General features: G+C 53.8%; 25 protein-coding genes and 1 tRNA gene. 7 read left to right on the top strand and 19 right to left on the bottom strand.

Features of this window, described 5'->3' with window-relative positions; translation table 11 throughout:
* Positions 1-193: 193 nt before the first annotated feature.
* Entirely contained in the window at positions 194-1,462 is a 1,269-nt protein-coding gene (umuC, locus tag AC559G_RS16630) for a DNA polymerase Y subunit UmuC family protein (RefSeq protein ID WP_498913305.1), read from the bottom strand.
* Positions 1,463-1,885, bottom strand: a complete 423-nt coding sequence (gene umuD, locus AC559G_RS16625; protein ID WP_121554846.1) for a translesion error-prone DNA polymerase V autoproteolytic subunit — start codon at positions 1,883-1,885, stop codon at positions 1,463-1,465.
* 255 nt (positions 1,886-2,140) lie between these two features.
* On the opposite strand from umuD, the gene AC559G_RS16620 reads away from it, so the two are divergent.
* Positions 2,141-2,311, top strand: a complete 171-nt coding sequence (locus AC559G_RS16620; protein ID WP_183096576.1) for a hypothetical protein — start codon at positions 2,141-2,143, stop codon at positions 2,309-2,311.
* A gap of 97 nt (positions 2,312-2,408) precedes the next feature.
* Here AC559G_RS16620 and AC559G_RS16615 read toward each other — a convergent pair.
* Positions 2,409-2,489: transfer RNA gene (locus AC559G_RS16615), tRNA-His, on the bottom strand.
* Positions 2,490-3,612: 1,123 nt separating this feature from the next.
* On the opposite strand from AC559G_RS16615, the gene cspE (AC559G_RS16610) reads away from it, so the two are divergent.
* Positions 3,613-3,825, top strand: coding sequence for a transcription antiterminator/RNA stability regulator CspE (cspE, locus tag AC559G_RS16610; protein WP_121554847.1), 213 nt, complete (start codon positions 3,613-3,615; stop codon positions 3,823-3,825).
* A gap of 471 nt (positions 3,826-4,296) precedes the next feature.
* Here the strand turns inward: cspE (AC559G_RS16610) and cho are convergent, their stop codons facing one another.
* Together cho and AC559G_RS16600 are read right to left on the bottom strand one after the other, a co-directional pair.
* Positions 4,297-5,169, bottom strand: coding sequence for a nucleotide excision repair endonuclease (gene cho / locus AC559G_RS16605; protein ID WP_498913304.1), 873 nt, complete (start codon positions 5,167-5,169; stop codon positions 4,297-4,299).
* 91 nt (positions 5,170-5,260) lie between these two features.
* Positions 5,261-6,841, bottom strand: a complete 1,581-nt coding sequence (locus tag AC559G_RS16600; protein ID WP_498913303.1) for a Rossmann-fold NAD(P)-binding domain-containing protein — start codon at positions 6,839-6,841, stop codon at positions 5,261-5,263.
* 436 nt (positions 6,842-7,277) lie between these two features.
* On the opposite strand from AC559G_RS16600, the gene AC559G_RS16595 reads away from it, so the two are divergent.
* Positions 7,278-8,174, top strand: a complete 897-nt coding sequence (locus tag AC559G_RS16595) for a glycosyltransferase family 9 protein (protein WP_498913302.1) — start codon at positions 7,278-7,280, stop codon at positions 8,172-8,174.
* 286 nt (positions 8,175-8,460) lie between these two features.
* On the opposite strand, the gene aqpZ is transcribed toward AC559G_RS16595, so the two are convergent.
* On the bottom strand, positions 8,461-9,156 hold the full coding sequence (gene aqpZ / locus AC559G_RS16590; protein ID WP_095848475.1) for an aquaporin Z: 696 nt from the start codon (positions 9,154-9,156) through the stop codon (positions 8,461-8,463).
* A 405-nt stretch (positions 9,157-9,561) separates the two neighbouring features.
* Here aqpZ and AC559G_RS16585 point away from each other — a divergent pair, with 405 nt between their 5' ends.
* Entirely contained in the window at positions 9,562-9,831 is a 270-nt protein-coding gene (locus tag AC559G_RS16585) for a hypothetical protein (protein ID WP_279025400.1), read from the top strand.
* A gap of 722 nt (positions 9,832-10,553) precedes the next feature.
* On the opposite strand, the gene AC559G_RS16580 is transcribed toward AC559G_RS16585, so the two are convergent.
* From AC559G_RS16580 to ftnA, 4 genes are all read right to left on the bottom strand, one after another.
* Entirely contained in the window at positions 10,554-10,895 is a 342-nt protein-coding gene (locus AC559G_RS16580) for a YebY family protein (RefSeq protein WP_498913301.1), read from the bottom strand.
* Between the two features lie 71 nt (positions 10,896-10,966).
* On the bottom strand, positions 10,967-11,848 hold the full coding sequence (gene copD / locus AC559G_RS16575; RefSeq protein WP_498913300.1) for a CopD family protein: 882 nt from the start codon (positions 11,846-11,848) through the stop codon (positions 10,967-10,969).
* Positions 11,849-11,851: 3 nt separating this feature from the next.
* Complete coding sequence (gene copC, locus AC559G_RS16570) at positions 11,852-12,235, bottom strand: copper homeostasis periplasmic binding protein CopC (RefSeq protein ID WP_498913651.1); 384 nt, start codon at positions 12,233-12,235, stop codon at positions 11,852-11,854.
* Positions 12,236-12,610: 375 nt separating this feature from the next.
* Entirely contained in the window at positions 12,611-13,129 is a 519-nt protein-coding gene (gene ftnA / locus AC559G_RS16565) for a non-heme ferritin (RefSeq protein WP_095848468.1), read from the bottom strand.
* Between the two features lie 405 nt (positions 13,130-13,534).
* Between ftnA and AC559G_RS16560 the strand changes: the two genes are divergently transcribed.
* Positions 13,535-13,765: a DNA polymerase III subunit theta gene (locus AC559G_RS16560; protein WP_095848467.1), complete on the top strand. Its 231-nt coding sequence runs from the start codon at positions 13,535-13,537 to the stop codon at positions 13,763-13,765.
* 37 nt (positions 13,766-13,802) lie between these two features.
* Here AC559G_RS16560 and pip read toward each other — a convergent pair whose 3' ends face one another.
* Positions 13,803-14,756, bottom strand: a complete 954-nt coding sequence (gene pip, locus AC559G_RS16555; protein ID WP_498913299.1) for an alpha/beta hydrolase family protein — start codon at positions 14,754-14,756, stop codon at positions 13,803-13,805.
* A gap of 607 nt (positions 14,757-15,363) precedes the next feature.
* Here pip and exoX point away from each other — a divergent pair.
* Positions 15,364-16,032, top strand: coding sequence for an exodeoxyribonuclease X (gene exoX, locus AC559G_RS16550; protein ID WP_121553899.1), 669 nt, complete (start codon positions 15,364-15,366; stop codon positions 16,030-16,032).
* Between the two features lie 58 nt (positions 16,033-16,090).
* On the opposite strand, the gene AC559G_RS16545 is transcribed toward exoX, so the two are convergent.
* The 7 genes from AC559G_RS16545 to cspE (AC559G_RS16515) all read right to left on the bottom strand — a co-directional run bounded on the left by AC559G_RS16545 (position 16,091) and on the right by cspE (AC559G_RS16515) (position 21,948).
* Entirely contained in the window at positions 16,091-18,130 is a 2,040-nt protein-coding gene (locus AC559G_RS16545) for a S9 family peptidase (protein WP_498913298.1), read from the bottom strand.
* Positions 18,131-18,201: 71 nt separating this feature from the next.
* The gene (locus AC559G_RS16540; RefSeq protein WP_346080472.1) at positions 18,202-18,843 is read right to left on the bottom strand and encodes a tellurite resistance TerB family protein; all 642 of its coding nucleotides are present in this window, start codon (positions 18,841-18,843) and stop codon (positions 18,202-18,204) included.
* A 161-nt stretch (positions 18,844-19,004) separates the two neighbouring features.
* Positions 19,005-19,370 carry a protein YebF gene (yebF, locus tag AC559G_RS16535; protein ID WP_279023569.1) on the bottom strand — a complete coding sequence of 122 codons (366 nt, stop codon included), beginning with the start codon at positions 19,368-19,370 and terminating at the stop codon, positions 19,005-19,007.
* A 52-nt stretch (positions 19,371-19,422) separates the two neighbouring features.
* A complete protein-coding gene (yqfB, locus tag AC559G_RS16530) occupies positions 19,423-19,731 on the bottom strand; it encodes a N(4)-acetylcytidine aminohydrolase (protein ID WP_279023567.1) in 309 nt (102 codons plus the stop codon).
* A 39-nt stretch (positions 19,732-19,770) separates the two neighbouring features.
* A complete protein-coding gene (locus AC559G_RS16525) occupies positions 19,771-20,121 on the bottom strand; it encodes a YebG family protein (protein ID WP_498913297.1) in 351 nt (116 codons plus the stop codon).
* An 86-nt stretch (positions 20,122-20,207) separates the two neighbouring features.
* Positions 20,208-21,590, bottom strand: coding sequence for an ATP-dependent RNA helicase (dbpA, locus tag AC559G_RS16520; RefSeq protein WP_498913296.1), 1,383 nt, complete (start codon positions 21,588-21,590; stop codon positions 20,208-20,210).
* A gap of 148 nt (positions 21,591-21,738) precedes the next feature.
* Positions 21,739-21,948 carry a transcription antiterminator/RNA stability regulator CspE gene (gene cspE / locus AC559G_RS16515; protein WP_279023561.1) on the bottom strand — a complete coding sequence of 70 codons (210 nt, stop codon included), beginning with the start codon at positions 21,946-21,948 and terminating at the stop codon, positions 21,739-21,741.
* A 247-nt stretch (positions 21,949-22,195) separates the two neighbouring features.
* Between cspE (AC559G_RS16515) and purT the strand changes: the two genes are divergently transcribed.
* A complete protein-coding gene (purT, locus tag AC559G_RS16510) occupies positions 22,196-23,374 on the top strand; it encodes a formate-dependent phosphoribosylglycinamide formyltransferase (protein WP_498913295.1) in 1,179 nt (392 codons plus the stop codon).
* A gap of 71 nt (positions 23,375-23,445) precedes the next feature.
* Here purT and AC559G_RS16505 read toward each other — a convergent pair whose 3' ends face one another.
* Positions 23,446-23,697, bottom strand: a complete 252-nt coding sequence (locus AC559G_RS16505; protein WP_438597731.1) for a YoaH family protein — start codon at positions 23,695-23,697, stop codon at positions 23,446-23,448.
* Positions 23,698-23,743: the final 46 nt, after the last annotated feature.

Raw genomic sequence — 23,743 nt, 5'->3', positions numbered from 1 at the left:
TCTCCCCCCGCATTTCCCTACCTATATGCAGAGTGAAATCGTGTGACGCCGTTACCTATGCCTATTTTCGCTGGCTTGCCACTTTTAATGTAACAGCTGTAAATTAACTTATTAGTTAATATTGGTAAGTATTTTCAAGGAGAATTATATAAGAAACCAAGTATATGGTTGCGCCCTATTCCCCCGCGCCAGGTTAATACACCCGCGCACGCGGCAGATCGGCCAGCCGTGTCGTGTAAGCCGGCGAGAGTAGTTCACGCTTCATCGCCCACACCTGCTGCGCGCCCTGCCCAGCAAACCACACCTTCGCCCCGCCTGACTGATTGATCTGATCCAACACGCTCATCAATGGCCCACTGTTGGGCCGCGGCGGGTATTCATCGAACAATGCCAACTGGGCCACGCCCTGGCTGAAAAAGTCTTGCAGTATCACCCCGCATTTTTGGTAACGGTGCCCAGGTTGCCAGATCTTATCCAGGCAGCGCATGGCCGCGGTGATAATGTCGCGGGTATCCTGTGTGGGGGTGTGGAGTGGTATGCTGGCCGCATTGCCGTAATAGGCGTGATGATTCGCAAAGGGGCTGGTTTTGATCCACGCGCTCACATGGCGGCAATACTGGTGCTCCACCCGTAATTTTTCCGCCGCCCGGCTGGCATGCAGGCAAATGGCCTGGTGCATATGATCATACAGCGTTATCGGCTCGCCAAAGCTACGGCTACAGACGATCTGCTGTTTGGTCGGCGCAAACTCCTCCAGCGCCAGGCACGGCTGGCCACGCAGTTCACGCACCGTGCGCTCAAGCACCACGCTGAAATGCTTGCGGATCATCGCTGTACTGGCATCGGCCAATTGCAGCGCGGTTTCAATCCCCATCACGCTGAGTTTTTTCGCCAACCGCCGGCCGATGCCCCACACTTCCGCCGCTGGTACTATCGCCATTAGCCTCCGTTGCCGCGCCGGGTTAGAGAGATCAACCACGCCATTGGTCTTCTGCCACCGCTTGGCGGCAAAGTTAGCCAGCTTGGCCAGCGTTTTGGTTTGCGCAATCCCGATACCGATCGTTAACCCGGTTTCTTTTTTCACCCGGCTTCTGACCTGGTGCCCGAACGTTGCCAGATCGGTACAGTTGCGCACGCCGGTCAGATCGAGAAAGCTTTCATCAATGCTGTAGATTTCGATGTGTGGCGCCACCTCTTCCAGGATGGCCATGACGCGCGTAGACATATCCGCATAGAGCTCATAGTTGCTGCTGAATGCGATACCGCCGGCACGTTCAAAGTGTTGCTTAATCTGGAAATAAGGCACTGCCATTTTTACGCCGCAAGCTTTGGCCTCTGAACTTCGGGCGACAACGCAACCATCGTTATTCGACAGCACGACCACCGGCCGACCACGCAAATCGGGGCGCCACAGCATTTCACAGCTCGCATAGAAATTGCTCACATCAGCCAATGCGTACATTTATTTGAGCCTGGTGATCACAGAGACAACAACGCCGAAGATCTCAACCTCGTCATGGCCTTCACGCAGGGCTATCGGCTGGTATTTGGGGTTCATCGGCTCCAACTGGCGGCGTGGATGCAGACACAGCCGTTTTACGGTGAACTCCCCGGCAACGCTCGCAATCACGATATCGCCGTGCCCCGCGCTGATGCTGCGATCGACCACCAGCATAGAGCCTTCGGTAATTCCCGCTTCGAGCATCGAATCCCCCGTGGCGTATAAAAAGTAGGTCGCGTTGGGGTGACTAATGCAGTACTCGTTCAGATCGATCCGCGCACCGACATAATCCGCCGCTGGGCTGGGGAAGCCTGCCGGCACTTTGTCAGAGAACAACGGAAGTTCGAGTTTGCCGGGGTTTGATGTTGGGTAAAATAATCTCACATGCTCACCTTACTGTTTTTTTATACAGTATAAGGGTAAATTTTTAGCAATGGGAGAGGCCGCTATGCCAAAGCACGCTAGCATATTGATCGGTAAAGAAACTTAGTGTGAATTGGCGGCTAAAAACCGCGCCGGGCGTTTGCCGCAGTACCTTCTTGCGCAGGAATAAGCTGTGCCGCAGCCTTAATCAAACTTTTACCGGGCGTTTTATGATTAACTACCCTGACCTGAAACTACCAAGATAGGTTACAGATAATGGACGACAAAAAACCGCAAGACACCAAGATCAATGAAGGTTTTGCCAAGGTTCACAATGCCGGTGAGCTCATCAGCGAAGAGGAAATCGCACGTTTGGCGGAAAAGGCCAAAGAAGAAGCAAAGGCCAATATGGAAAAGCACGAAGCCAAAAAATCACAGAAAAAGTAGCAGCACGCCGGCCCCAGAAATGCGAAACCCCGGCGGCAGCCGGGGCGCATGAGCTCTTCGCGCAGGGGCATCCTCACATGTGCCCTGCGGCCGTATTTGGTCCGCCATCGAGGTCTCGAACCCCGGCTCTTACTTCCTGTCACGAAGCAATGCTCTTGCCACGTTGAGCTAATGGCGGATATAGCGATCATATCGGCCAAAGCCCCATCGTTCAACCCAATAAAACACGCGGGTTCCGCACCGCCCCTGGTTGAACCGGTTCATAACGCTTGAGGATAATACGCAAACGCCTGCGGCAATCGCACATGATGCGCGCAGAAGATAGCCCAATCGGGAATGGGCGGTTAAATAAATACACTATTTAATATAAATAAAAATATCATGCGACTATCAACAGGGGGGAATATATACCAAACACGCCGGAGTAATATTTTAAACAAGCCAGCAAGCGGGGATAGAGCGAAGAAACATGACGCAGTGATTTTGCCGTTGCAGCTTTTACTTTGGTTCCGAGCTAGGGCGCTTTAAGCCGGTGACCCAACGGCGCCCCGCCGGGGTGACCCCGGAAGGACTATAGCGGGTTTTTAAGATAGACGTCCAAAATCCAGAGCACCACTAAAATACCGATGAAAAGCGGGTTGTTCATATGCCCCCTTAACGTTCATACTCATGAAACACAGCTTCCAAAGCGGATTGTCAGATGCACGCTAAGCACCACAAGGATGTTTAATACAACCAGAAACAGGGTAGTCTCCGCATTGGAAATGCGTAACATTCTACCCTTTCCTGTTCGCTCTTCAAGCACATTTGCAAACGGCGCAAGCTCATGATCAGGCACCTTTTCCAGACCGTTCAGCTCCTTTGTTACCGCAGACCGGGGCACAATGGCACCTCGGCTCTCCTGCGCCTTATGCCCTAGGATGCAGCCATGATGACAACGCTCGGATAAAAACGATTTCACAAGAATTGATCAGGCTGAGAAATATACGTTTCGCGTTCGATAAAAATCTAAACCACATGAAAAACCAAATGCCACAGAGCCTATGAACACCGGTAACGCATTTAAAAAGCAGATAAGAAAAATTAACACTTGCTTAATAAAGCAGGACAAGGATATGATGCATCATCGGTTTGGAACGCAGACCTTATGAAAGCAGTTTTAGTAAAGCAGTTCTCAGTTCAAGAGTTTATCCATAGATGCCCTTCTTCATGAGCCTTCTCCTAAGTGCCCAATAAGTAATTCTCTGAATACAGGCCATGTCTGCCACCTTAAGTGGCTAAAAATTAAAGAGGAAGTATTTATGTCTAATAAAATGACTGGTTTAGTAAAATGGTTTGACGCTGGTAAAGGTTTTGGTTTTATTTCTCCAGAAGATGGCAGCAAAGATGTATTCGTACATTTCTCCGCTATCCAAAGTAATGACTTCAAAACTCTGGATGAAGGACAAAAAGTGGAATTCTCCATCGAGAATGGCGCAAAAGGCCCTTCTGCCGGCAATGTCTGTGCGATTTAATGCCAGATAATTCGCAAAGGCTTACAATAGCGATGACGGCAATAGCCTGAGCAGTTAAGCCATAGTGATAAAAACCCGCTGCTGCGGGTTTTTATATGTAAAAAATAGCAAAAGCCAACATAACTGCAACTTGAATGATTTTGTGTATAGATACACAAGACCAAAGAAAACCATCAGTACCGGTAAAATGCCCCAGGGCTGCCCATGTTTATCTCTTCGCCTTTGTTTTAGCCAGATACCTATAATTTAATGATTTTTTTATACTCATAAATCTCATATTCCCCTGTTCGCGGATTAAAAGCTTTCTTGCTAGTTTCAGTATGAATAGACGGCACGTTTTTGAACTCTAACCTGTTACGTTCCTCAGCAGAGCCCACTGCATCATCCTCACCATTTTTAGCTAACGAGTCGGCTAATGCCCAATCAGATAGATGCGAATAGGAATTACTCCCAAATAAAGACTCTAGGGCGTCATGCCTGTTCGTAAAGATCTATAATCTCATACTGCCCACTCATCACGGGTTTACAGAGGATTTTATAGCCGTCGCTGTCAAAACCCGGCGCAGCGACCATCAACGCCGGCGCATCATCCAGATCGTCTACGGCGCCGAGCCAGAGCCAGTGGTGAATAATGTGGTACTGCACCCTATCCGGCCCCTGCTCGCGCAAAGCGATCGGGCCCTGCCACGGCCAACACACCACGCGGCTTTCCTCAAGCGCAGCAAGCAGCCGCTGGTGATGCGCGGCCAGGCTCTCCTTGCCACAGCAGGCGCCGGCGCAACGCTTCAGCGCCGAACGAAAACAGGGGCGCCCCCGGCTCAACGGCTCAAGCCCCAGGAGCCCATAACAGAGTTGATGCCGATCGGCGATGGACTGCAACGCCTGCAGTGCCGCCCGCCGGTTGGCAAAAAGCCCGAACAACCCCGCTTTGCGGGCGAAATCCACCTCTTTGGCATACACCACTTCAGGCTTATCGGCATTCAGCTGCAAGGCACAAAGCTGTTTGTTGCGGCGCAGGCGCTTATTAAACAGCGGCTGCTGCTTTTTGATCATCTGCGCCTCTAGCAGCAAGGCCCCGATTTCACCGGCTGTTCTGACGAACGTGATCCGCCGGGCCTGGCGTAGCATCGCCGCTTCATCAGGGGTGCGCAAATGTGAAAGCACCCGGCTACGGATATTCACGCTTTTACCAATATAAAGCGGCATGGTTTCACTTTCGCCATGGAACAGATAAACCCCTGGCAACGGGGGCAACTCTGCCAACCATTGGCGCAGGTGCTCCGGATATTGATAAATTGCCGCAGCTTCAAATGCCAACCGCGGCGCGCTTTGATGTCTGGCCAATGATTTCTCCTATACTGGCTTTTCATACAGTATAGCGCCATCGAATAACGTTTTACATGGCGACAGGCAAAACCATGGCCCGCTGACAAATTCAGCGCCGCCAACGTGATAGGGCTGCACGTGCAATTGCCGAACCGATTTCCGCGCTTGCGGTAATGCCCTGCACAAAAGGCCGGTCATGCATCAGATATGGCAATGCGCCAAAAGCAATACGCCCGCGCGCGATTGCCGGCGCCAGCAAGGTGTAATCGTCGCCGACGGCGGGAATAGCCTCGCCGGATGCCATCAGTTGCCGCCTTAACCCCGGAAACGGCAATTCTTTGGTGTTGAGCGGCCGCTGGCCGCGAGCATCAATGAATAAATCGAAAAGGTACTCCGCACCATCGGCGCGGATCAGCGTGTCTTTGGCCCGTACCTCCTGTTGATAATCATACCCAAGCTCCAGCAGGCTAATCACCCCAGCTTCGCGCAGCGCCAACAGCCGGCGTATCGATTCCGGCGGGATTGCCGCATAGTTATCAATGAAAACCTTGGCCAGCCCGGCCGTGAAGCGTTGGTGATCCTGTTCCCCAAGGTGCGGCACGATGGCCTGTACGGCTTCATGCAGCCGCAGGATCGCATAACGCCAGGGCACGGTGCGCTTGCCGCGCTTGTTGCGCTCAACTTCGGCCAGGTTGTATTCAGCCCAGCGAAACGGATCATAGCGCGCACGATCGCTGAAATAGGCATCGGCGAAGCTGTCGGCATCCAGCGCCGCGAGCGATACCCGTTCACTCCAGGCGGGATCGGCAAGCTGAATTTCTTCAACCATAAGCATAAACACGCGATCCAGCAGCCCCTCTGGCCCGGCAGCGATTTCTTGTTTAATCGCCTGCTCGGTTGCTATGTGCAGGGGCTGATGAGGTATCGGGCAGTAAAAATCGGCTTCCGGCAGTATCCCCGAGCGTGACATCAGCGTGATACTCAACGCCTGGCTTTCAGGGGCAAGGCCGAAACACAGTTTGCCCTCGGCGTTTTCAACAAATTGCCCATGTTGTGCAACCACGGCCATAGCTGCATCAATCGCACTGAGCGATGTCCCCATGATGCCAATGCGGCAGGCGGGAATCGCCGTTTCCACCAGCCCCGACCAAGGGCTGGGAAAATAGCTGCGCGTCGAGGCTTCCTTTTCTGGCCAGACATGCCCGGTGGCAATCACCACCAGATCAAACAAATCGGCGACAGGCGCACTACCAGCGCACAGCTTCACCCCAGTGGGCAAAGCTTCAATATCCGTCACTTTACACGCCTCATGTAAGGTGACGGCAAAACCGCGCGCCGACGCCTGTTTCAACAGCATCAGGAATTGATCTCTGAAATATTGCCCAAGCAAAATCCGCGGCAGAAACTGGCGCTGATGCAGGCTTGATTTATCAACGCCGAAACGCGCCAGCTGCTTTTCATCTTGCAGACGCAGCCATGCCAGATAGGTGGCGGTAATCGGCGGGATCTCGATGCTGGCGATATTCGCCAGCATCAGCCGGCTATTATCCTCATCGCTATACGGCATCCCCACACCCGCCTGTTCTGCCTGCTCGAAGAGGGTTATCGCCAGGGGCGATTCACTTTTTAAGAGCGAAAAGAACGTATAAATCCCTGTTGGGCCTGTCCCCACAATCGCAATGCGTTTCATAACGTGCTCCGGTTATTTTTGGCATCCATTAATCAGGGTGTATGGCCCTTACGCCCAGCCCTATAAAGGGTAGCTTTCTAACCCCGAAAAAGTAAGTTAACATGCGCTGCGGTAAGCAGCTGGGGGGTTAGGGCCGAGCGGCTGACCTTCTTGCCGTTAGCATGGCGTTAACGGATATCCCGGCCGGGTTGGTACGGAGCAGGAAGCTCTGTGTTTTTTGCTTAATGGTCACATCGCTGCTATTTGTTTGCGGACTGGAGCCGCTCTAACCATGCAGTTTTTAAAACGTTTCAACCGCGCTAAAAACACCGTTTTGCGCCGCCTTAAACTGCACACGCTCAATACCTGGCTTAATATCACTTACCGCCCACCCCGCTGGGAGCCCGATAAGGTTAAACGGGTTCTGCTGCTGCGCCTGGACGATAAAATCGGCGATATGGTGGTCACCACCGGTACAGCGAAACAACTGGCCGACAACGGCTATCACGTCTTTGTGCTGACAGGCAATGTCTGCAAATCTATGCTGGCATTCTGTGATGCGGTTCAGCAAACGTATCTATACGAAAAACGGATGTCATTGCGTTCACTGCGGGCACAGCATTTTGACGTTGTGATCGATTTCGATGACGTTGTGGACTACGAACGGCTACGCCTGCTATTTCTGCTTGCGCCGCGCCATGTCATTGGCTTTAACAAGCCAAATTCGACGATTTATTCCCCGAAGTTAAACTGGCGCAATAGCGAGCAACATATTACAGAACGGCACCGGCAAGTGTTGGCGTTATTCAATTTGCCGCCTGCGCCCTTCCACTATCATTTGGGGCGTGATCCTGCAGCGGCGGCCCTTGTCGCGCCATTAACGCTGCCGGCGGATCGCCGGCTTATCGCCATCAATCCGTTCACCGGCGCAGAAGACAAAGACTTTTCCCGCGAACAGGTGCAATGCCTGATCGCGCATATACGCCAACACCATCAGGAATGCCGCATCCTTTTAATTGGGCATAGCGACAAACTGCAATCCTTGCAAATTCCCACAGCGGAATATGTGGCTAACAGTACCATTAATACCGCCATTGAGATCGTGCGGAACGCCGATCTGGTGATAAGCCCCGACACGTCGGTTGTGCATATCGCATGTGCTTTTAATAGGCCGCTGCTGGCGGTTTACAATACCCGCCGCCTGAAAGACAGCGGATTAGTCGGCTATAAAATATGGGCGCCAAATTATTCGCATGCCACACAAATTGTTACCGCGTGCCCGGCGATTCGCGATCTGTCTGTAACCACGCTAATACAAGCGCTGGATGAAAAACTCGCTCAATTAGCGCATTAACAGCACATGGATTAATTCCAGCATGGTTTAACTGCCATTTATATTACAAGGTGTACAGTGCTTGCAGATAACGAGATCCAATTATCTGTCATTCCATTGATGCCCTACCCGGTTTTCCCGCTGAGCTCTGCCCAGCGGGATTTTTTCGTGATAACGATCCACTAGCCAGCGCCGCTACACCCTCAAATGGTAGCGGCCAATAAAAACCCCGCCTGCTATAAACAGCCCAACATTATGGGGTCAGTTCAGCTGGCGGGGTGAATCATAGGTTTAATGTGAGCAAGATTTAGTCTTTACGCTGTAAAAGAAAGCGATAAATCAGCCCACCGACAACGCCCCCAACTAGCGGCACCAGCCAGAATACCCAGAGTTGCTGTAAGGCCCATGTTCCCTGATAAACCGCCACGGCGGTGCTTCGGGCCGGGTTTACCGATGTGTTAGTGACCGGAATGCTAATCAAGTGAATAAGGGTCAACGCCAGCCCAATGGCAATTGGCGCGAACCCCGCCGGAGCACGTTTATCTGTCGCGCCATGGATCACGATCAGGAAAAATGCCGTCAGAACCAGCTCGATGATAACGGCAGACTGCAGGGAGTATCCACCGGGAGAGTGCTCGCCAAAGCCATTTGATGCAAAGCCACTGGCTGTTACATCAAAGCCAGATTTACCGCTGGCAATCAGATACAGAACGCCACCGGCAGCAATACCACCAATCACCTGCGCAATGATGTAAGGGATAACATCCTTGAAAGATATCCGCCCACCGGCCCATAACCCCAGAGTCACTGCTGGGTTGAAATGGCCGCCAGAGATATGCCCCACGGCAAATGCCATTGTCAGAACTGTCAGACCAAACGCAAGCGCAACCCCGGCAAACCCAATCCCCAGTTGTGGGAAGGCTGCGGCTAACACCGCGCTCCCACAACCACCAAACACCAGCCAGAAAGTGCCGAAGAATTCAGCAGCGGTTTTTCTAAACATTTCATACTTCCTTCTGTTCGTTAACGATTAACGGCGCTCATATGTCGCGAGCTTATGATAATTAACGAAACTATGAAAGAAACTAATTTTATGTATTTATAATAATAAGAAAAACACTATTTTTGTATGGATATAATAATGTTGCGCAGTAAATTCAGATAAGAGCGAGCAGGTATTATCAGGTTGGAAACCTGGTGCAATACCCAACACGCGACAGATGCCAAAAGAGCCACGCGTTAGCGCCGGCGGATAAAATTTAGGGTTGAAATCATTTTTGATAATGATTATCATTTCCACAACTTGGTGTCTGACCAGCCTGACCCAGTATTCAGCGCGTTACAGCCCCATTGTTTACCGCCAACTTCAGGCAACAGACTCATTTTCCCTTTAGGGACCATAGACAACATGCGTAAACAGATTATACGATACGTCGCCAGATACACCCTGCTCTACAGCGAGAGGCGGCCAGCATTGCCATGGGATTCGATTCGCGACATCTTAATTCAGGCACAATGCGGCATTATCGAAAATAATTTGTTCCTTAAAGGCTGGAAAATTACCCTTTACCATCATAGAGATTCCGCTTATCCCTATTTCATCGCCAGGCATAAATACCGGGGAAGCCTTAGGATAGATTATATTGACTATCAACAAGAGCTTGCGCTTATAAAATGAAGACGTTTATCTATTAGGCGAGTTTTTATCTTTTTAAATCAGCAAAAGATACCGAATGCGATTCCTTGATAGTTAAGTAACAAAAATTATTTCATCAAAGGGCAGAAACTTCAATGCCTGACTTACCTTATGGTGCGCTATCCCCTACCGAATGTAATCTTTGCCGGACTGTACTCTGTACGCCACCTGGCTGGTGCTTTCGGGAATTGTATTGGGCTCCACAATAAACTTTACCGGTTTGGGGACATGATAGCATCCCATATGGCACTGCTACCGCTATTCCGGATTAGCCTATTCGACAAATACAACAGAAGCGTAACCTAGGCTATGGCGTACTTTATACCAGATTATTTAGAAGAGACGTTAATATTGAATCCGTTGGAAATTACTCCCGTCAAGAGTAGCAACACAGATCAAAAAAGGATGCAACAAGAGGCAGGGTAAATTAGAAACCCCATGTGTAATGCATTGATTTTAAATAACAAAAAAAGACCGAATACGATTCCTATATTCGGTCTAGGGAAATGGCTCTTGGGAGAGAGCCGTGCGCTAAAAGTTGGCATTTAATGCAGGGCTTATTCAGCCATGCACTTTAAGCGTAGCCCAAGCCGCTATTTTTGCCAGCGTAGCGCACGGTGCGTGATAGTTTACCGTAGAAATCAAACACCTGGTTTTCACCGGCAACGGCGGCTCCCAGCCATAACCCTTTCTTTCTGAAAAAATTAGTGGGCGCACAGCTGCTGGGCACGCTCACGGAACGGTTCTGTACTCATCTTGTGGCCAGGGTTGTTGGCATCATCGAGCAGGATCACATCCAGCGGCTGGGCACGTTGCTGCCCTGCTTTTACCTGGGCCTGGGCGATATCATTTAGCGGATATTGCATCAGCGTGCTGTTGTTCAGCACAAACAGCGCGCCATCTTTCCGGCACTGCAGCGTCACCTCTTCCCGGTTAAATGCCCACTGTTTGCCGTATTCCAGCTTGGTCACATTGACTAACCCACCGGCCGCCAACGCGGCGGTGGTCGCTGCCAGCAACGCGAAACCGAGTAATGCTCGTTTCATTTTATGGCCCTAATTTGATTTACTATTCCGTTGATTTTCCCGTAATCCACGGTAGCGGGCAAGGCGTAATGTCACCGTGGTGAATAGGTGGCAAACACACTGACCAGCATTAACGCCACTGCCCCCAATGCCACTTCCGCCCAGCAACCCCATACCAACCCACGCAGTGCCAGCGCGGGGGCGCGCTTCATTAACGGCACCAGGGCATAGCGGTTGCCTGCGGCAATCGCAACCATCACCGCCACGGCTGCAGCCTTAAATAGCAGCAGGCGCTGGTAGGTTGAATCCGGGTTCAGCGGCCATTGCCCGGTTATCAACAGCCCGTTGACGATACCGGTGAGGATCACCAACGCCACGGCCAAATGGCCCCAACGGGAAAAACGGATCAGCGCATGGATGGCGTCATAACGCCAAAGCGGCTGATGCAGATAACGCAGGCACAACAGCAGCGGCGGCAAACAGCCGAACCAGTAGCCCGCGGCCAGCAAGTGCAGCGCATGGTTAATACGGTGTGCCGCACCCAGCACGCCATCATGCATCACCGCATGGCCGATAAATGCCAGGCTCACCAGCAGCAGAACGGCAAGCAACGCACCGATCTGCGCGCCGCGGACAGGCGGCAGCAACAGCGCCAAGAGGGATAACGCCGCCAGCCCCAGGTGCCAGCACCAAACCCTGCCGAAAGAGGTCGAGAGCACCGCCAGCCAAACGCTCGGTTGCCAGACATCCGCCCAGCCATCGCCCATCTGGCCCGCCTGGATAGCCAACATACAGGCGGCGGAAAGCGCCCCACCCCAGACAGAAGCCACCAGCAACGGGCGCACATCAGGGGTAAGCCGTTGCGAAAAGCGCTGCGGCGCTAATATGGCGGTGAATATACTGGCGCCCAACATCAGCATCACCGCCGCAAAGTGCACAAAGCGACACAGTACGAACAGAGCCGCCAAACTCATCGGTTATTTTACAGTAAAACTGTATTGGCCTTTGGTTTTATGGCCATCAACCGAGACAACGTGCCAGGAAACGAGATATTTGCCGGCGGTGAGCGGCTCTTCAATCGGCACGCTCACCTGGGTTTTACTCTCACCCAGTTTCAATTTGCCGGTTTTTACCGCGGCATTATCGGCACGGGTAATGTTAATGCCGCTGAAGCTGGGCTCAATCCCTTCAGAAAACTGCAGTTCCAGCTCGCCTGGCGCTGCGCTGACAGTGGCATCGGCAGCCGGAGTGGCAGCTTTCAGATGCGCATGCGCCAATACCTGCTGGGAAAAGAAGCCGGCGAGTAAAACAACCAGCGCGGGAAACAAACGAGAGGACGAACGGAGTTTAACGATCACAATGGCGTTATCCCTTAATCAAACGATGGCAACAAGGGTTAAAGCCGGATGGCAGAATGAAGGCCTTAACCCACCGCAATAATTGCGCCACGAGTAAAGGAAGGTGTTGACGAGTTCACTATGTTGACCAATACCATCCCTGTAGCGTATCGGGCCAAATCATAACGGTGATAATGGAGAGAGTCGAGCACATCACTGGCATCTGCGCCGCAGACCGCATTTCTCGCTGCATCACCACATTAAAATAATGGGGAATCATCCTACCCCTCTTCAACATTGCAAAATGCAGGCAACGCGCCGATCAACGTGCACCAAAAAAAACGCACCCCGAATGGGGTGCGCTTCTAACAAGGGTTGTGCTGCCCGTACTTCAGGCGATCACACCTGGCCGTTGCTGCTTGCGCCGGCCGCACCCATCTGTTTGAGATCCTTGTCAACGAAGAACAGTGCTTTACCGCTGGTGCCCACCAGCGCCAGTTTATCCAGCACGGATTTGAACAGTTTTTCTTCTTCATGCTGCTCGGCAACGTACCACTGCAGGAAGTTGAAGGTGGAATAATCATGGGTGGTCATTGCAACATGCGCCAGTTCGTTGATCTGGCGGGTAATCAGCTGTTCGTGCTCATAGGTTTGCTTGAACACGTCTTCCAGCGAAGCAAACTCAACCGGCGGCGCGGCAATGCTGCCCAACAGCGGCAGAGCCCCGGTATCGCTCAGGTAATCGAACAGGCGCTGCATATGCTGCATTTCTTCCTGAGAATGGGTTTTCAGAAATGCGGCGGCCCCTTCAAACCCTTTGTCGCTGCACCAGGCGCTCATCTGCAGGTACAGATTGGCTGAATAGAACTCCAGATTGAGTTGCTCATTCAGTTTTTTTACCATTTCTTGCGTTAACATAATTATTCCTATTTTAATTTTCGGCAGGCATAAACTTAATTTCGGCACATTATGCACTGTAAAAAACAAAATAAAAACACCTTATTTACAAGGCTAATCATTAAAAATAAAACCAAAATAATTCAATGAGATAAAAACAAATCACCACCACAACAAAACGCTTATAATAATTATTCTCACCTATTTTAGCAAACAAGACAATAATGATTCCCATTTCAATAAATAAACAAATTTCATTGCCTGTTTTGGTATAGGCGGCAATTTACAGCGCTATACCCTTCATACTTCGAGCCGCAGGTGCAGGCGTTCGAAACAGCTATTGCGCGATAACATGGTACTTGCCAAGCGGATTCGGCTGGATTACCTTTCAGCGCTGATGGTGGCATTAGCGGTAAGGAGAACAGAATGGGTTACAACCTGGCGGAACTGTCTAAAGAAGAGATGGACAAGGTCAACGTTGATTTGGCAGCTTCCGGTGTGGCGTTCAAAGAGCGCTATAACATGCCGGTGATCCCGGAAATGGTTGAGCGGGAACAGCCCGAACACCTGCGGGATTACTTTCGTGAGCGCGTGGCCCACTACCGGGCGCAGTCACACAAATTCTCACAGTTGCCGTACGAGCCGAAAACCAAATAAGCCGAGCCTGCCCGTCAAGGCAGGCTATGGCGGCAAGCTACTTGCCGGCAAAACGATCGGTCGCCAACATCAGCTGGTGCAAAATCCCTGGCTCATCAAAGGAGTGCCCGGCCCCTTCCACGATTTTCAGCTCCGCCTCAGGCCAGGCCTGCGCCAGATCCCAGGCGTTTTGTAGCTGGCAAGCCATATCATAGCGGCCATGGATGATCACCGCCGGGATATGGCGGATGCGGGGCACGTTGCGCAGCAGTTGATCGTCAGTTTCCAGAAATCCCAGATGGGTGAAGTAGTGGTTCTCAATGCGTGCAAACGCCAGCGCAAAATCATCCTCACTGAATGAATCAGACTCGGCGCTTGGCAACAGCGTCACCGTTTCCCCTTCCCATACGCTCCACAGTTTTGCCGCTTCCAGTTGCACCTTCAGCTCCGGCGAGGTCAGCCGCCGCCGGTAAGCGGCGATCACGTCTTTGCGTTCGTCGTCAGACAGGATCGAAAGCACGCGCGCCCATTTGTCCGGGAAGAAGCGCGAAGCGCCATCCTGGTAATACCAGCTTAATTCCTGCTTGCGCAGCGTAAAGATGCCGCGCAACACCATTTCACTCACGCGCTGCGGATGGGTTTGCGCATAGGCCAGCGCCAGCGTAGAGCCCCAGGAACCGCCAAAAACCAGCCACTGCTCAACGCCCGCCATCTCGCGCAGGCGTTCAATGTCGGCCACCAGGTGCCAGGTGGTGTTATTCTCCAGGCTGGCGTGCGGCCGGGAACGCCCACAACCACGCTGATCGAACAGCAGAACCTTGTAACGCTCGGGGTCAAACAGCTGGCGATGGCGCGGGGAAATACCACCGCCGGGCCCGCCGTGGATAAATACCGCCGGCTTGCCGTTGGGGTTACCACTCAGTTCCCAATAAATGCGATGACCATCCCCGGTATCAAGCCAACCGCTGTCGTATGCGGCTAACGGTGGATACAAACCTCTTAATTGTTCCATGGCGCTTCCATCTCTGTGTGGCTCATGCCTTCATCAAAGCCCATGCAACCGAGCAGGTCAATGATAAAACCGGGAAATCTGCATATCTGCCGGCCGGTTAGCATCTGTTTGCTTAAAATGAACGCAATGGCTGTCGCTCTCCTGGCAGAGGAATAGCCCACCGGATGTTTATTGCGCCAACCCGCGCTTTTGCCATAGCGCCAAAAAAATTATCGGGTTTAACAGTGCATTGGGGTTTTTTGATCATTCCTGCTTGCATCCAGCCCCTTTTAGAGGGTTAATAGATAAGCAATCTACCCACCATAGGTAATAGAGAGGCCAAAATGAGTAAGGGAATGGATAGCAAGAAAAATGCGAAGAAAAAGCCGTTGAAGACCCAGGCAGAAAAACGCGCGGAAAAGCGTGCGAAGAAAGCACATCCTGCCGGTGAATGATTAAGTAAACGTTCTTCTATTCGTAGTTAAGCCCGCCTCGGCGGGTTTTTTGTTGCCTGAAATTCCTGCGGCTAACGCCGATCATCATCGCTGCTGCCGATGCAACGCCCGCCGGGCATTGGCATGGGTATGCCCAGCTGTTAAGCTCGCCTTTCGGACACCCTGGAGTACATATGGCGTTACGCGTAATAGATACCGAAACCTGCGGGCTAAGCGGGGGCATTGTCGAAGTGGCGTCTGTCGATATCGTCGATGGGCAATTGACCAATCCCATGAGCGATCTGGTTAGCCCAGACCGGCCAATCAGCATTGACGCGATGGCAATCCACCACATTACCGAACAGATGGTGGCCGGCAAACCGCGTATTGCGGTAGCCATTGGCCGCTATCAGGGCAGTGAATACTATGTGGCGCACAACGCCGCCTTCGATCGCGGCGTGCTGCCGGAAATGAACGGCCAGTGGATCTGCACCATGAAGCTGGCCAGGAATCTATACCCGGACATCAAATACGGTAACCAATATCTGCGCTATGCGCTGAATCTGGATGTGCAACTGCCGCAAGACACCACGCTCTACCCGCACCGCGCCCTGTATGATTGCTACGTGACCGCCGCGCTGCTGCAGCGCATTATGCAAGATTCCGGCTGGTCGCCGGCGCAGATGGCGCAGATAACCGCCCAGCCTACCTTGCTGAAAAAATTCAAATTCGGCAAATACCGTGGGCAGGATATTGAGCGCGTCGCACAAGAGGATCCGGGGTATCTGCGCTGGATGCTGAAATCGATTAGCGATCTCAGCCCAGACATGCAATACACCCTGAAATACTACCTGATTGGGTAACAGCGGCGGCAGTATCCACACCGCCGCCCCATCACCTCCGGCCTGGCGCTGATGCGCCCTATTCCGCCAGCGCCAGGATAAACGCATATTCCAGCGCAATATCCTCATACGCTTTAAAGCGCCCCGACTTGCCGCCGTGCCCGGCATCCATATCGGTGTATAGCAGCAATTGATGATCGTCCGTTTTCAGCTCGCGCAGCTTCGCCACCCACTTTGCCGGCTCCCAATATTGCACCTGCGAATCATGCAGACCGGTGGTCACCAGCAGGTGCGGATACGCCTGGGCCTGCACCTGATCGTACGGGCTATATTGTTTGATGTAGTCGTAATAGGTTTTATCTTGCGGGTTGCCCCACTCATCATACTCCCCGGTGGTGAGCGGAATGCTCTCATCCAGCATGGTGGTTACCACATCAACAAACGGCACCTGCGCCACCACACCGTGGAACAGCTGCGGCGCCTGGTTAATCACGGCGCCCATCAGCAAGCCGCCGGCGCTGCCGCCCATGGCGAATACGCGCCGGGTGTCACCGTATCCCTGCGCCACCAGCGCCTCGGTTACGTCGATAAAGTCGTTGAAGGTGTTCATCTTGTTGAACAGCTTGCCGTCTTCGTACCACTGCTGGCCCAGCTCACCGCCGCCGCGAATATGCGCCAGGGCAAACACAAATCCGCGATCCAGCAAGCTCAGGCGGCTGGCGCTAAATGCCGGATCCATACTGCTGCCGTAAGAGCCGTAGCCATAAACCAATAACGGGTTGGTCTGTTTGGCAAAAAGATCGGCTCGGTAAACCAGGGAAACCGGTACCTCAACGCCATCGCGCGCCTTCACCCACACCCGCTCGCTGCGGTAGTTTTCCGGCGTGAAGTTGTTCACCTGCTGCTGTTTGAGCAAGCGGCGTTCGCCGCTATCCATATTCAGCTCATACAGGGTCGTCGGCGTGGTCATGGAGGAATAACCATAGCGCAGCAGCGCCGTTTCAGGTTCCGGGTTATAGGCCAGCCAGGTCACATAGGTGGGATCGTCAAAGGCAATGCGCTTTTCTTCCCCGCTTTGCCAGTGGATCTGGCGCAACTGCGTCAACCCGGCCTGGCGCTCTTCCACCACCAGCCAATCACGGAACAGGTTGAAGCCCTCCAGCATCACCTCGCTGCGCGGGGCGATCAGCGTTTGCCACTGGGCCTCATCCGCCTGCTCACTCTGGTACAGGCCAAAATTCTTACCGTCCTTGTTTGAGCGGATGTAGAAGCGCCCACGGTAGTGATCCAGCGCGTATTCGTGATCTTTGCGGCGCGGCAGGAACATTTGCGGTGTGCTGTTGGCATCATCGGCATCCAGCAGCAGAATTTCCGAGGTGGTAGTGCTGCTAAGGTGGATCAGAATAAACCGTTCTGAGGTGGTTTTTTCCAGGCTAACGTAGAAGGTATCGTCGGTTTCTTCATACACCAGTTGATCCTGACTAGGATCGGTGCCCACGACGTGGCGATAAACCTGATAAGGCAGCAGCGTCGTCGCATGTTTACGCACGTAATAGATCGTCGTGGAATCATTCGCCCATTCGCTGCTGCCGGAGGTGTTTTCCAGCACCTCGTCCGCCCACGAAGCATCACTCAGGTTCTTGAAGCGGATGGCATACTGGCGGCGCGAAAGGAAATCTTCCGCCACCGCCAGGGTGCGGTTGTCCGGGCTGATATCCAGGCCGCCCAGCGTGTAGAACTCATGCCCTTCTGCCCGCTGGTTGCCGTCAATCAGGGTATCCCACTGCCCGCTTTCCGCCTCCGCCGCTGGCTGGCGCACGTACAGCGCATATTCATTGCCTGGCTCGTAGCGCGTCTGGTAACGGTAACCGCGCTTTACATAGGGAACGGAATGCTCCTGCTGCGGAATACGCGCCACCATTTCGCCATACAGCGTTTCCCGCAGCGCCTGCTGCGGCTGCAAAACGCCTTCGGTAAACGCATTTTCCGCCCGCAGATACTCCAACACCTGCGGGTCCGCGCGGTCATCATCGCGTAGCCAATAGTAATCGTCTATGCGAGTATCGCCGTGGGTGGTGATGGGATAAGGGCGCTTCTCTGCCTTCGGGGGTGTCATCATTACGTCATCGTCCGCTTACAAATATTACAGTAAGGGTGACACGACTCTCACTGCTTTAACAAGCGGCGCGCCTAGGTCAATTCACGCTTTTTTTCATTAACGTCGTTTTCTATCCCCTGTTTCACATCCACCGGGATCTTCAGCGCCTGCGCCAGGGCATCCAAGTAGCCGCGCTCCATAAAGTGATCGACGTCAATCACCATGCAGCTCAGGTAGTAAACCTCCAGCGCTTCGTCCTCATTTTTTATGCTTTGGGCGATCAGCTCCGGGTTTAGCGGTTGTTCAATCGCTTCTTGTACCCAGGCCTGCGCCTGCTCGCCCACCTGCAGTTGCTCCAGGCTGTGATCGATAGCGCGCTTTTCATCGGCATCAATATGGCCGTCGCTCTTGGCAGCAAACACCAGCGCCTGCACCAGCCGTTTGGCGCGTGCATCAACGGGGGTGCTTTGTAGCCCGAACTGCGGCTCCCCCTGGTGTTCTTCTTTCACGCGCTGCTTATATTTATTCCACAATACCGCGCCCACTGCCGCGCTGCCACCGATGATCAGGGCGTTTTTACCGAATTTACCCACCAGTTTGCGTGATGACTTATTTGCCAACAGCACCCCGACCAAGCCGCCCAGCGCAGTCGGCGCCAGCAGTTTGCCAATGCCTTCAGAACCGGCCTTTTGCCCCAGCAGGGATTGAATTTGCTGCATCCAGTTATTTTTCATCTTTTGCCTCTTTGGTGAGAACATCATGCGGCAGGCACACCCAAAGGCGGCCGGCAGCTAAACCACCAGATTAGGGGATAGAGTGTCAATTAACGTATGGAAGATGAAAACTTGTGTGGGGGTATGTCGGCCTGCCCACGGCAGGCCGGAAAATGCATGCGTTATTGGGGGGCACTGTAGCGGATGTCGCCGGTTTGGCAATCCAGCGTAACCTGGTAAGTTTTATCCAGCTTGGTGCCACGCACGGTCAACGGCACCTGCCAAACATCCCCCTTCCCAGTGATGGCGTCCTGGCTCACCCAGGCGACCGGCGTAGCCGTGCCCAGCAGGCGTTTATCACTTTCCCACCGCGTGATGCGGTTTTGCAAGAAATCGCGTTTCACCTGGGCGCCGGCATCGGCGGCCTTTAAACCGACGCATTGCCCGATCTTGGCCGTGCGCTGTTCCTGTTCTTGCGCCTGCGCCGTGGCAACCACACCCACCATGGCAAGCAGTGCCGCAGCCAACCCTAACCCTGTTTTATTCATATGCCCTCCGGTTACCCTTAACGCTATCCGGGGGCACAGGTTTGGCATAGGATCAACGTTTGATAAAGGCAATGACAAACAGTTCATCCACTCCCGGATAGATCTCCTTGATAACCTGCTTCAGCGTATTGAGCGGCATGTTCTCCTGTTCGGCGTGCTGCACGGAGAGCGCTTCCAGGCGCACCGGCGTAACGGACAGCACTTCTATCAGGCAGAAAAACACACCGTCCTCATAGCGGCTGACACGCAAAACCTCACCGGGTTGAAAGTGGGATTCACTGGCGTCCCGAATGGTGATCGTCTTGCGGTCGGCCAGAATATCCGCTTCAAAACGGCCGAAGAAGGTTATTTCACGCATCATTCTAGACCCTTTTACATTACATTACCGCAACATTAATAACTACGCCGCCTGTTTTTCCGCCGCAGCATTAGCCTGCGGCGTTTCAGCCGCAGCATTAGCCTGCGGCGTTTCAGCCGCTTTTACCGCCGTGGCCTTACCGGTTTTTTTAGCTGCGGCCTGTGCCGGCGCGCCGCGCAGGATTTGTGCCATCGCCTCTTTGCGCTCTGCCAGGAAGAAGCTCAGCGCCTCGCGCTGCTCGTCATCCAGCGCCACCGGCGCCTGTTGCAACAGCTCACCGAGGTTATCGACCAGATCCAGCATTTTGTCGTAGGCATCCGCCTCTTTCTTGCTTGCGAAAGTCATCTTTTCTTCACCCTTCCTGACCACCACATATTTAACTTCAACTGCCATATGCGTACTCCCCAATAATTATACTGTATTTATATACAGTATAATTAAGGTCAGGTGAGGATACAAGCGGCTACCGATGGCACAGGCTATTTTAGCAACCGAACCTTGCAGCTTTTGCCTTTGATTTTCCCCTGCTTAAGCTGCTGCACCGCGCGGCGGGCGCTAGCCTGGCGAATAGCCACATAGGCGTGCACCGGGAACATATCAATTTTGCCGACGTCGGCGGCGGTCAGCCCCGCTTCGCCGGTGAGGGCGCCAAGAATATCCCCCGGGCGAATTTTTGCCTTGCGCCCGCCGTCAATACACAGCGTCACCATTTCCGCTTCCAGCGGGATTTCCGGCGCGCCATGCAATTCAGCCGCCGGCGCCCAGTCCAGGGTTGTCTGCAGGTAATCTTCCAGGGCATGCGCCCGCGGCATTTCCTGCGGCGTGCACAGCGTGATCGCTACCCCACTCATGCCGGCGCGGCCGGTGCGACCGACACGGTGCACATGCACCTGCGGATCAAATGCCAGCTCGTAGTTCACCACCAACTCCAGATCTTTGATATCCAGCCCGCGTGCCGCGACGTCGGTCGCCACCAATACGCGGCAGCTGCGGTTGGCAAAGCGCACCAACACCTGATCGCGATCGCGCTGTTCCAGATCGCCATGCAGCGCCAGCGCGCTGATACCGTGGGCTTCCAGCGCTTCGAACACGCTTTGGCAATCGCGCTTGGTATTGCAGAACACCACACAGGAAGAAGGCTGATAATGGCGGATGGCGGCAACCAACAGCGCCGGGCGCTGTTCGCGGCGGGTTTCATAAAAACGTTGCTCAATGGCCGGGGCTTGCTGCGCGTTTTCCACTTCAACCACCAGCGGGTTGCGCTGCACGCGCGCGCTGATTTGCTCAATCTCCGCCGGATAGGTGGCTGAAAACAGCAGCGTCTGGCGCTGCGCGGGGGTATAGCCGATCACATCATCGATCGCTTCGCTAAAGCCCATATCCAGCATCCGATCGGCTTCGTCCAGCACCAGCAGCTTCAGCGCATCCAGCAGCAGCGTTTTTTTGCGCAGGTGCTCCTGCACCCGCCCCGGCGTGCCGACCACGATATGCGGCGCATGCACCAACGAATCCAACTGCGGGCCCATTGGTTGGCCACCGCACAGCGTCAGAATCTTAACGTTCTGGGTGAAACGCGCCAGGCGGCGCAACTCCTTGCTGACCTGATCGGCCAGCTCACGCGTTGGGCACAAGACCAGCGCCTGGGTCGCCACCTGGGCAACGTTAATGCCATCCAACAGGCCGATGCCAAACGCCGCCGTTTTGCCGCTGCCGGTTTGCGCTTTGGCACGGACATCCTGCCCTTGCAAAATGGCAGGCAGCGCGGCGGCCTGCACCGGGGTCATGGCGGAATACCCCAGTTCAGCAAGGTTGGCCAGCTGTGCGGCCGGCAATGGCAGGGAAGAAAAGGAAACAGTGCTCACGGCGATAACTCTTTATGCAGATGAAAAGGCGGCGCAACACGGTGGCGGGCGCCGATATGGGGCAGATGATAGCAGAGATGGCGGGTGATTCCGGATTTCACCCGTAAAAAAACCCGCCTGGGCGGGTTTTTTGGCAGCGGCGCGTTGCTTAGATAGCAACAACGTTGGCTGCAGCCGGGCCACGTGGGCTGTCTTGGATGGTGAATTCAACCTGCTGGCCTTCCGCCAGAGTTTTGAAACCATCGCTAACGATAGCGGAAAAATGAACGAAAACATCCTTGGAACCATCGGCTGGAGTGATAAAGCCGAAGCCTTTGCTTTCGTTGAACCATTTTACGTGACCAGTGATCTTAGTCATTTGACTTTCCTTTACTTGATAAACCTGCCTTGACGGCACTAACAGCGTGAAACCCCTGAATCAGCGGGGCTTCTTTCGCCGCTGATTATTAACGCATAATCATCCTGACAGGGCAAATTTTTTCGTTTGTTATGAAAACAGCGGATTAACCCAGAAGACGCGGGTCGATTGCTGCCAGCGCAATCGTTTTCGTATATACTGCGCGCGTGTTTTCAGACCGTTTAATTTTCAAATCAGGTACGAAGCTATGCTAACTCTTGGAACCGCCCTGTGCCCTTCCGCTACCCGCGTCATGCTGCTTGGCGCCGGCGAACTAGGCAAAGAAGTCGCCATTGAATGCCAGCGTCTGGGGCTGGAAGTGATTGCCGTCGATCGCTATGCCAGTGCGCCCGCCATGCACGTGGCGCATCGCAGCCACGTGATTAATATGCTTGATGGCGCCGCGTTAAAAGCGCTGATCGAACAGGAACGCCCAGATTATATCGTGCCGGAAATTGAAGCCATTGCCACCAGCACGCTGGTTGAACTGGAACAACAGGGCCAGCGCGTGGTGCCGTGTGCGGAAGCCACGCGCCTGACCATGAACCGTGAAGGGATTCGCCGGCTGGCTGCGGAAACCCTCGGCCTGCCTACCTCAAGTTACCGTTTCGCCGATAGCGAAGAAGCCTTCCGGCAGCGGGTCGGCGAGATCGGCTACCCGTGCATTATCAAACCGGTCATGAGCTCTTCCGGCAAGGGCCAGAGCCTGATCCGTGATGAATCGCAACTGACGGCCGCCTGGAACTACGCTCAGCAAGGCGGGCGCGCTGGCGGTGGCCGGGTGATTATCGAAGGGCTGGTAAAATTTGATTTCGAGATTACGCTGCTGACCGTCAGCGCCGTCGACGGTATTCACTTCTGTGCGCCGATCGGCCACCGCCAGGAAGACGGCGATTACCGCGAATCCTGGCAGCCACAGCAGATGTCTGCGCTGGCCCTGAGCCGCGCGCAGGAGATCGCGGCCAAGGTGGTTAAGGCGCTTGGGGGTTTTGGCCTGTTCGGCGTGGAGCTGTTTGTCTGCGGCGACGAAGTGATTTTCAGCGAGGTGTCACCCCGCCCGCACGACACCGGCATGGTCACACTGATTTCCCAGGATCTGTCCGAGTTCGCACTGCACGTGCGGGCGTTTTTAGGCTTGCCGATTGGCGCCATTCGCCAGTTCGGCCCTTCGGCTTCTGCGGTCATCCTGCCGGAGCTGACCAGCAGCGATCTGCGCTTTAGCGGCCTGGAACAGGCCCTGACCGGCTTTAATCAAATCCGCCTGTTTGGCAAACCGGAGATCGGCGGCAAACGCCGGCTCGGCGTTGCGCTGGCAACCGCAGAAGATACGGAACAGGCGGTGGCATTAGCGAAACAAGCCGCCGCCGCCGTGGCGGTCCAGGGCTAACGCCCGTGCTAAAGCCATGCGCTGCGTGGCTTTAGCCCTACTCTCTTTATTACAGGTACAGGCAACGCGGCTTAATAGTCGCTTTCGCGATCGTCATTCTCGTCGTTATCTTCTGCGTCTGAGGATTCCGCGTTTTCTGCGTTCATCTCATCTTCATCATCAAACATGACCGCCACACGGCCGCCCTGATGATGTTCTCTGATTTCCTGAGCCACGCGCGCAATGGCTTCGCCACTGCTCATGCCCTCTTGCATTAACTGGTGTATACGTTCCGCTGCTTCCTGTTGTTCCTGATGAGTCAGAGCCGGCATACCCGATATCATACGTTTCTCCCCGCTAAAGTGGAGGGTGAGTATACGCCCTAAGCCC

The organism is Gibbsiella greigii (assembly GCF_039540155.1).
GTDB lineage: Bacteria > Pseudomonadota > Gammaproteobacteria > Enterobacterales > Enterobacteriaceae > Gibbsiella > Gibbsiella quercinecans.
Note: the sequence above shows the minus strand (reverse complement) of the source record. Positions and strands in the feature narration are given on the sequence as shown.

Coding starts and splice junctions, on each gene's coding strand:
- umuC (WP_498913305.1), bottom strand. CDS start 1,462: ATGTACGCATTGGCTGATGTGAGCAATTTCTATGCGAGCTGTGAAATG.
- AC559G_RS16620 (WP_183096576.1), top strand. CDS start 2,141: ATGGACGACAAAAAACCGCAAGACACCAAGATCAATGAAGGTTTTGCC.
- cspE (WP_121554847.1), top strand. CDS start 3,613: ATGTCTAATAAAATGACTGGTTTAGTAAAATGGTTTGACGCTGGTAAA.
- AC559G_RS16600 (WP_498913303.1), bottom strand. CDS start 6,841: ATGAAACGCATTGCGATTGTGGGGACAGGCCCAACAGGGATTTATACG.
- AC559G_RS16595 (WP_498913302.1), top strand. CDS start 7,278: ATGGTGGTCACCACCGGTACAGCGAAACAACTGGCCGACAACGGCTAT.
- aqpZ (WP_095848475.1), bottom strand. CDS start 9,156: ATGTTTAGAAAAACCGCTGCTGAATTCTTCGGCACTTTCTGGCTGGTG.
- AC559G_RS16585 (WP_279025400.1), top strand. CDS start 9,562: ATGCGTAAACAGATTATACGATACGTCGCCAGATACACCCTGCTCTAC.
- AC559G_RS16580 (WP_498913301.1), bottom strand. CDS start 10,895: ATGAAACGAGCATTACTCGGTTTCGCGTTGCTGGCAGCGACCACCGCC.
- copD (WP_498913300.1), bottom strand. CDS start 11,848: ATGAGTTTGGCGGCTCTGTTCGTACTGTGTCGCTTTGTGCACTTTGCG.
- ftnA (WP_095848468.1), bottom strand. CDS start 13,129: ATGTTAACGCAAGAAATGGTAAAAAAACTGAATGAGCAACTCAATCTG.
- AC559G_RS16560 (WP_095848467.1), top strand. CDS start 13,535: ATGGGTTACAACCTGGCGGAACTGTCTAAAGAAGAGATGGACAAGGTC.
- pip (WP_498913299.1), bottom strand. CDS start 14,756: ATGGAACAATTAAGAGGTTTGTATCCACCGTTAGCCGCATACGACAGC.
- exoX (WP_121553899.1), top strand. CDS start 15,364: ATGGCGTTACGCGTAATAGATACCGAAACCTGCGGGCTAAGCGGGGGC.
- AC559G_RS16545 (WP_498913298.1), bottom strand. CDS start 18,130: ATGATGACACCCCCGAAGGCAGAGAAGCGCCCTTATCCCATCACCACC.
- AC559G_RS16540 (WP_346080472.1), bottom strand. CDS start 18,843: ATGAAAAATAACTGGATGCAGCAAATTCAATCCCTGCTGGGGCAAAAG.
- yebF (WP_279023569.1), bottom strand. CDS start 19,370: ATGAATAAAACAGGGTTAGGGTTGGCTGCGGCACTGCTTGCCATGGTG.
- yqfB (WP_279023567.1), bottom strand. CDS start 19,731: ATGATGCGTGAAATAACCTTCTTCGGCCGTTTTGAAGCGGATATTCTG.
- AC559G_RS16525 (WP_498913297.1), bottom strand. CDS start 20,121: ATGGCAGTTGAAGTTAAATATGTGGTGGTCAGGAAGGGTGAAGAAAAG.
- cspE (WP_279023561.1), bottom strand. CDS start 21,948: ATGACTAAGATCACTGGTCACGTAAAATGGTTCAACGAAAGCAAAGGC.
- purT (WP_498913295.1), top strand. CDS start 22,196: ATGCTAACTCTTGGAACCGCCCTGTGCCCTTCCGCTACCCGCGTCATG.
- AC559G_RS16505 (WP_438597731.1), bottom strand. CDS start 23,697: ATGATATCGGGTATGCCGGCTCTGACTCATCAGGAACAACAGGAAGCA.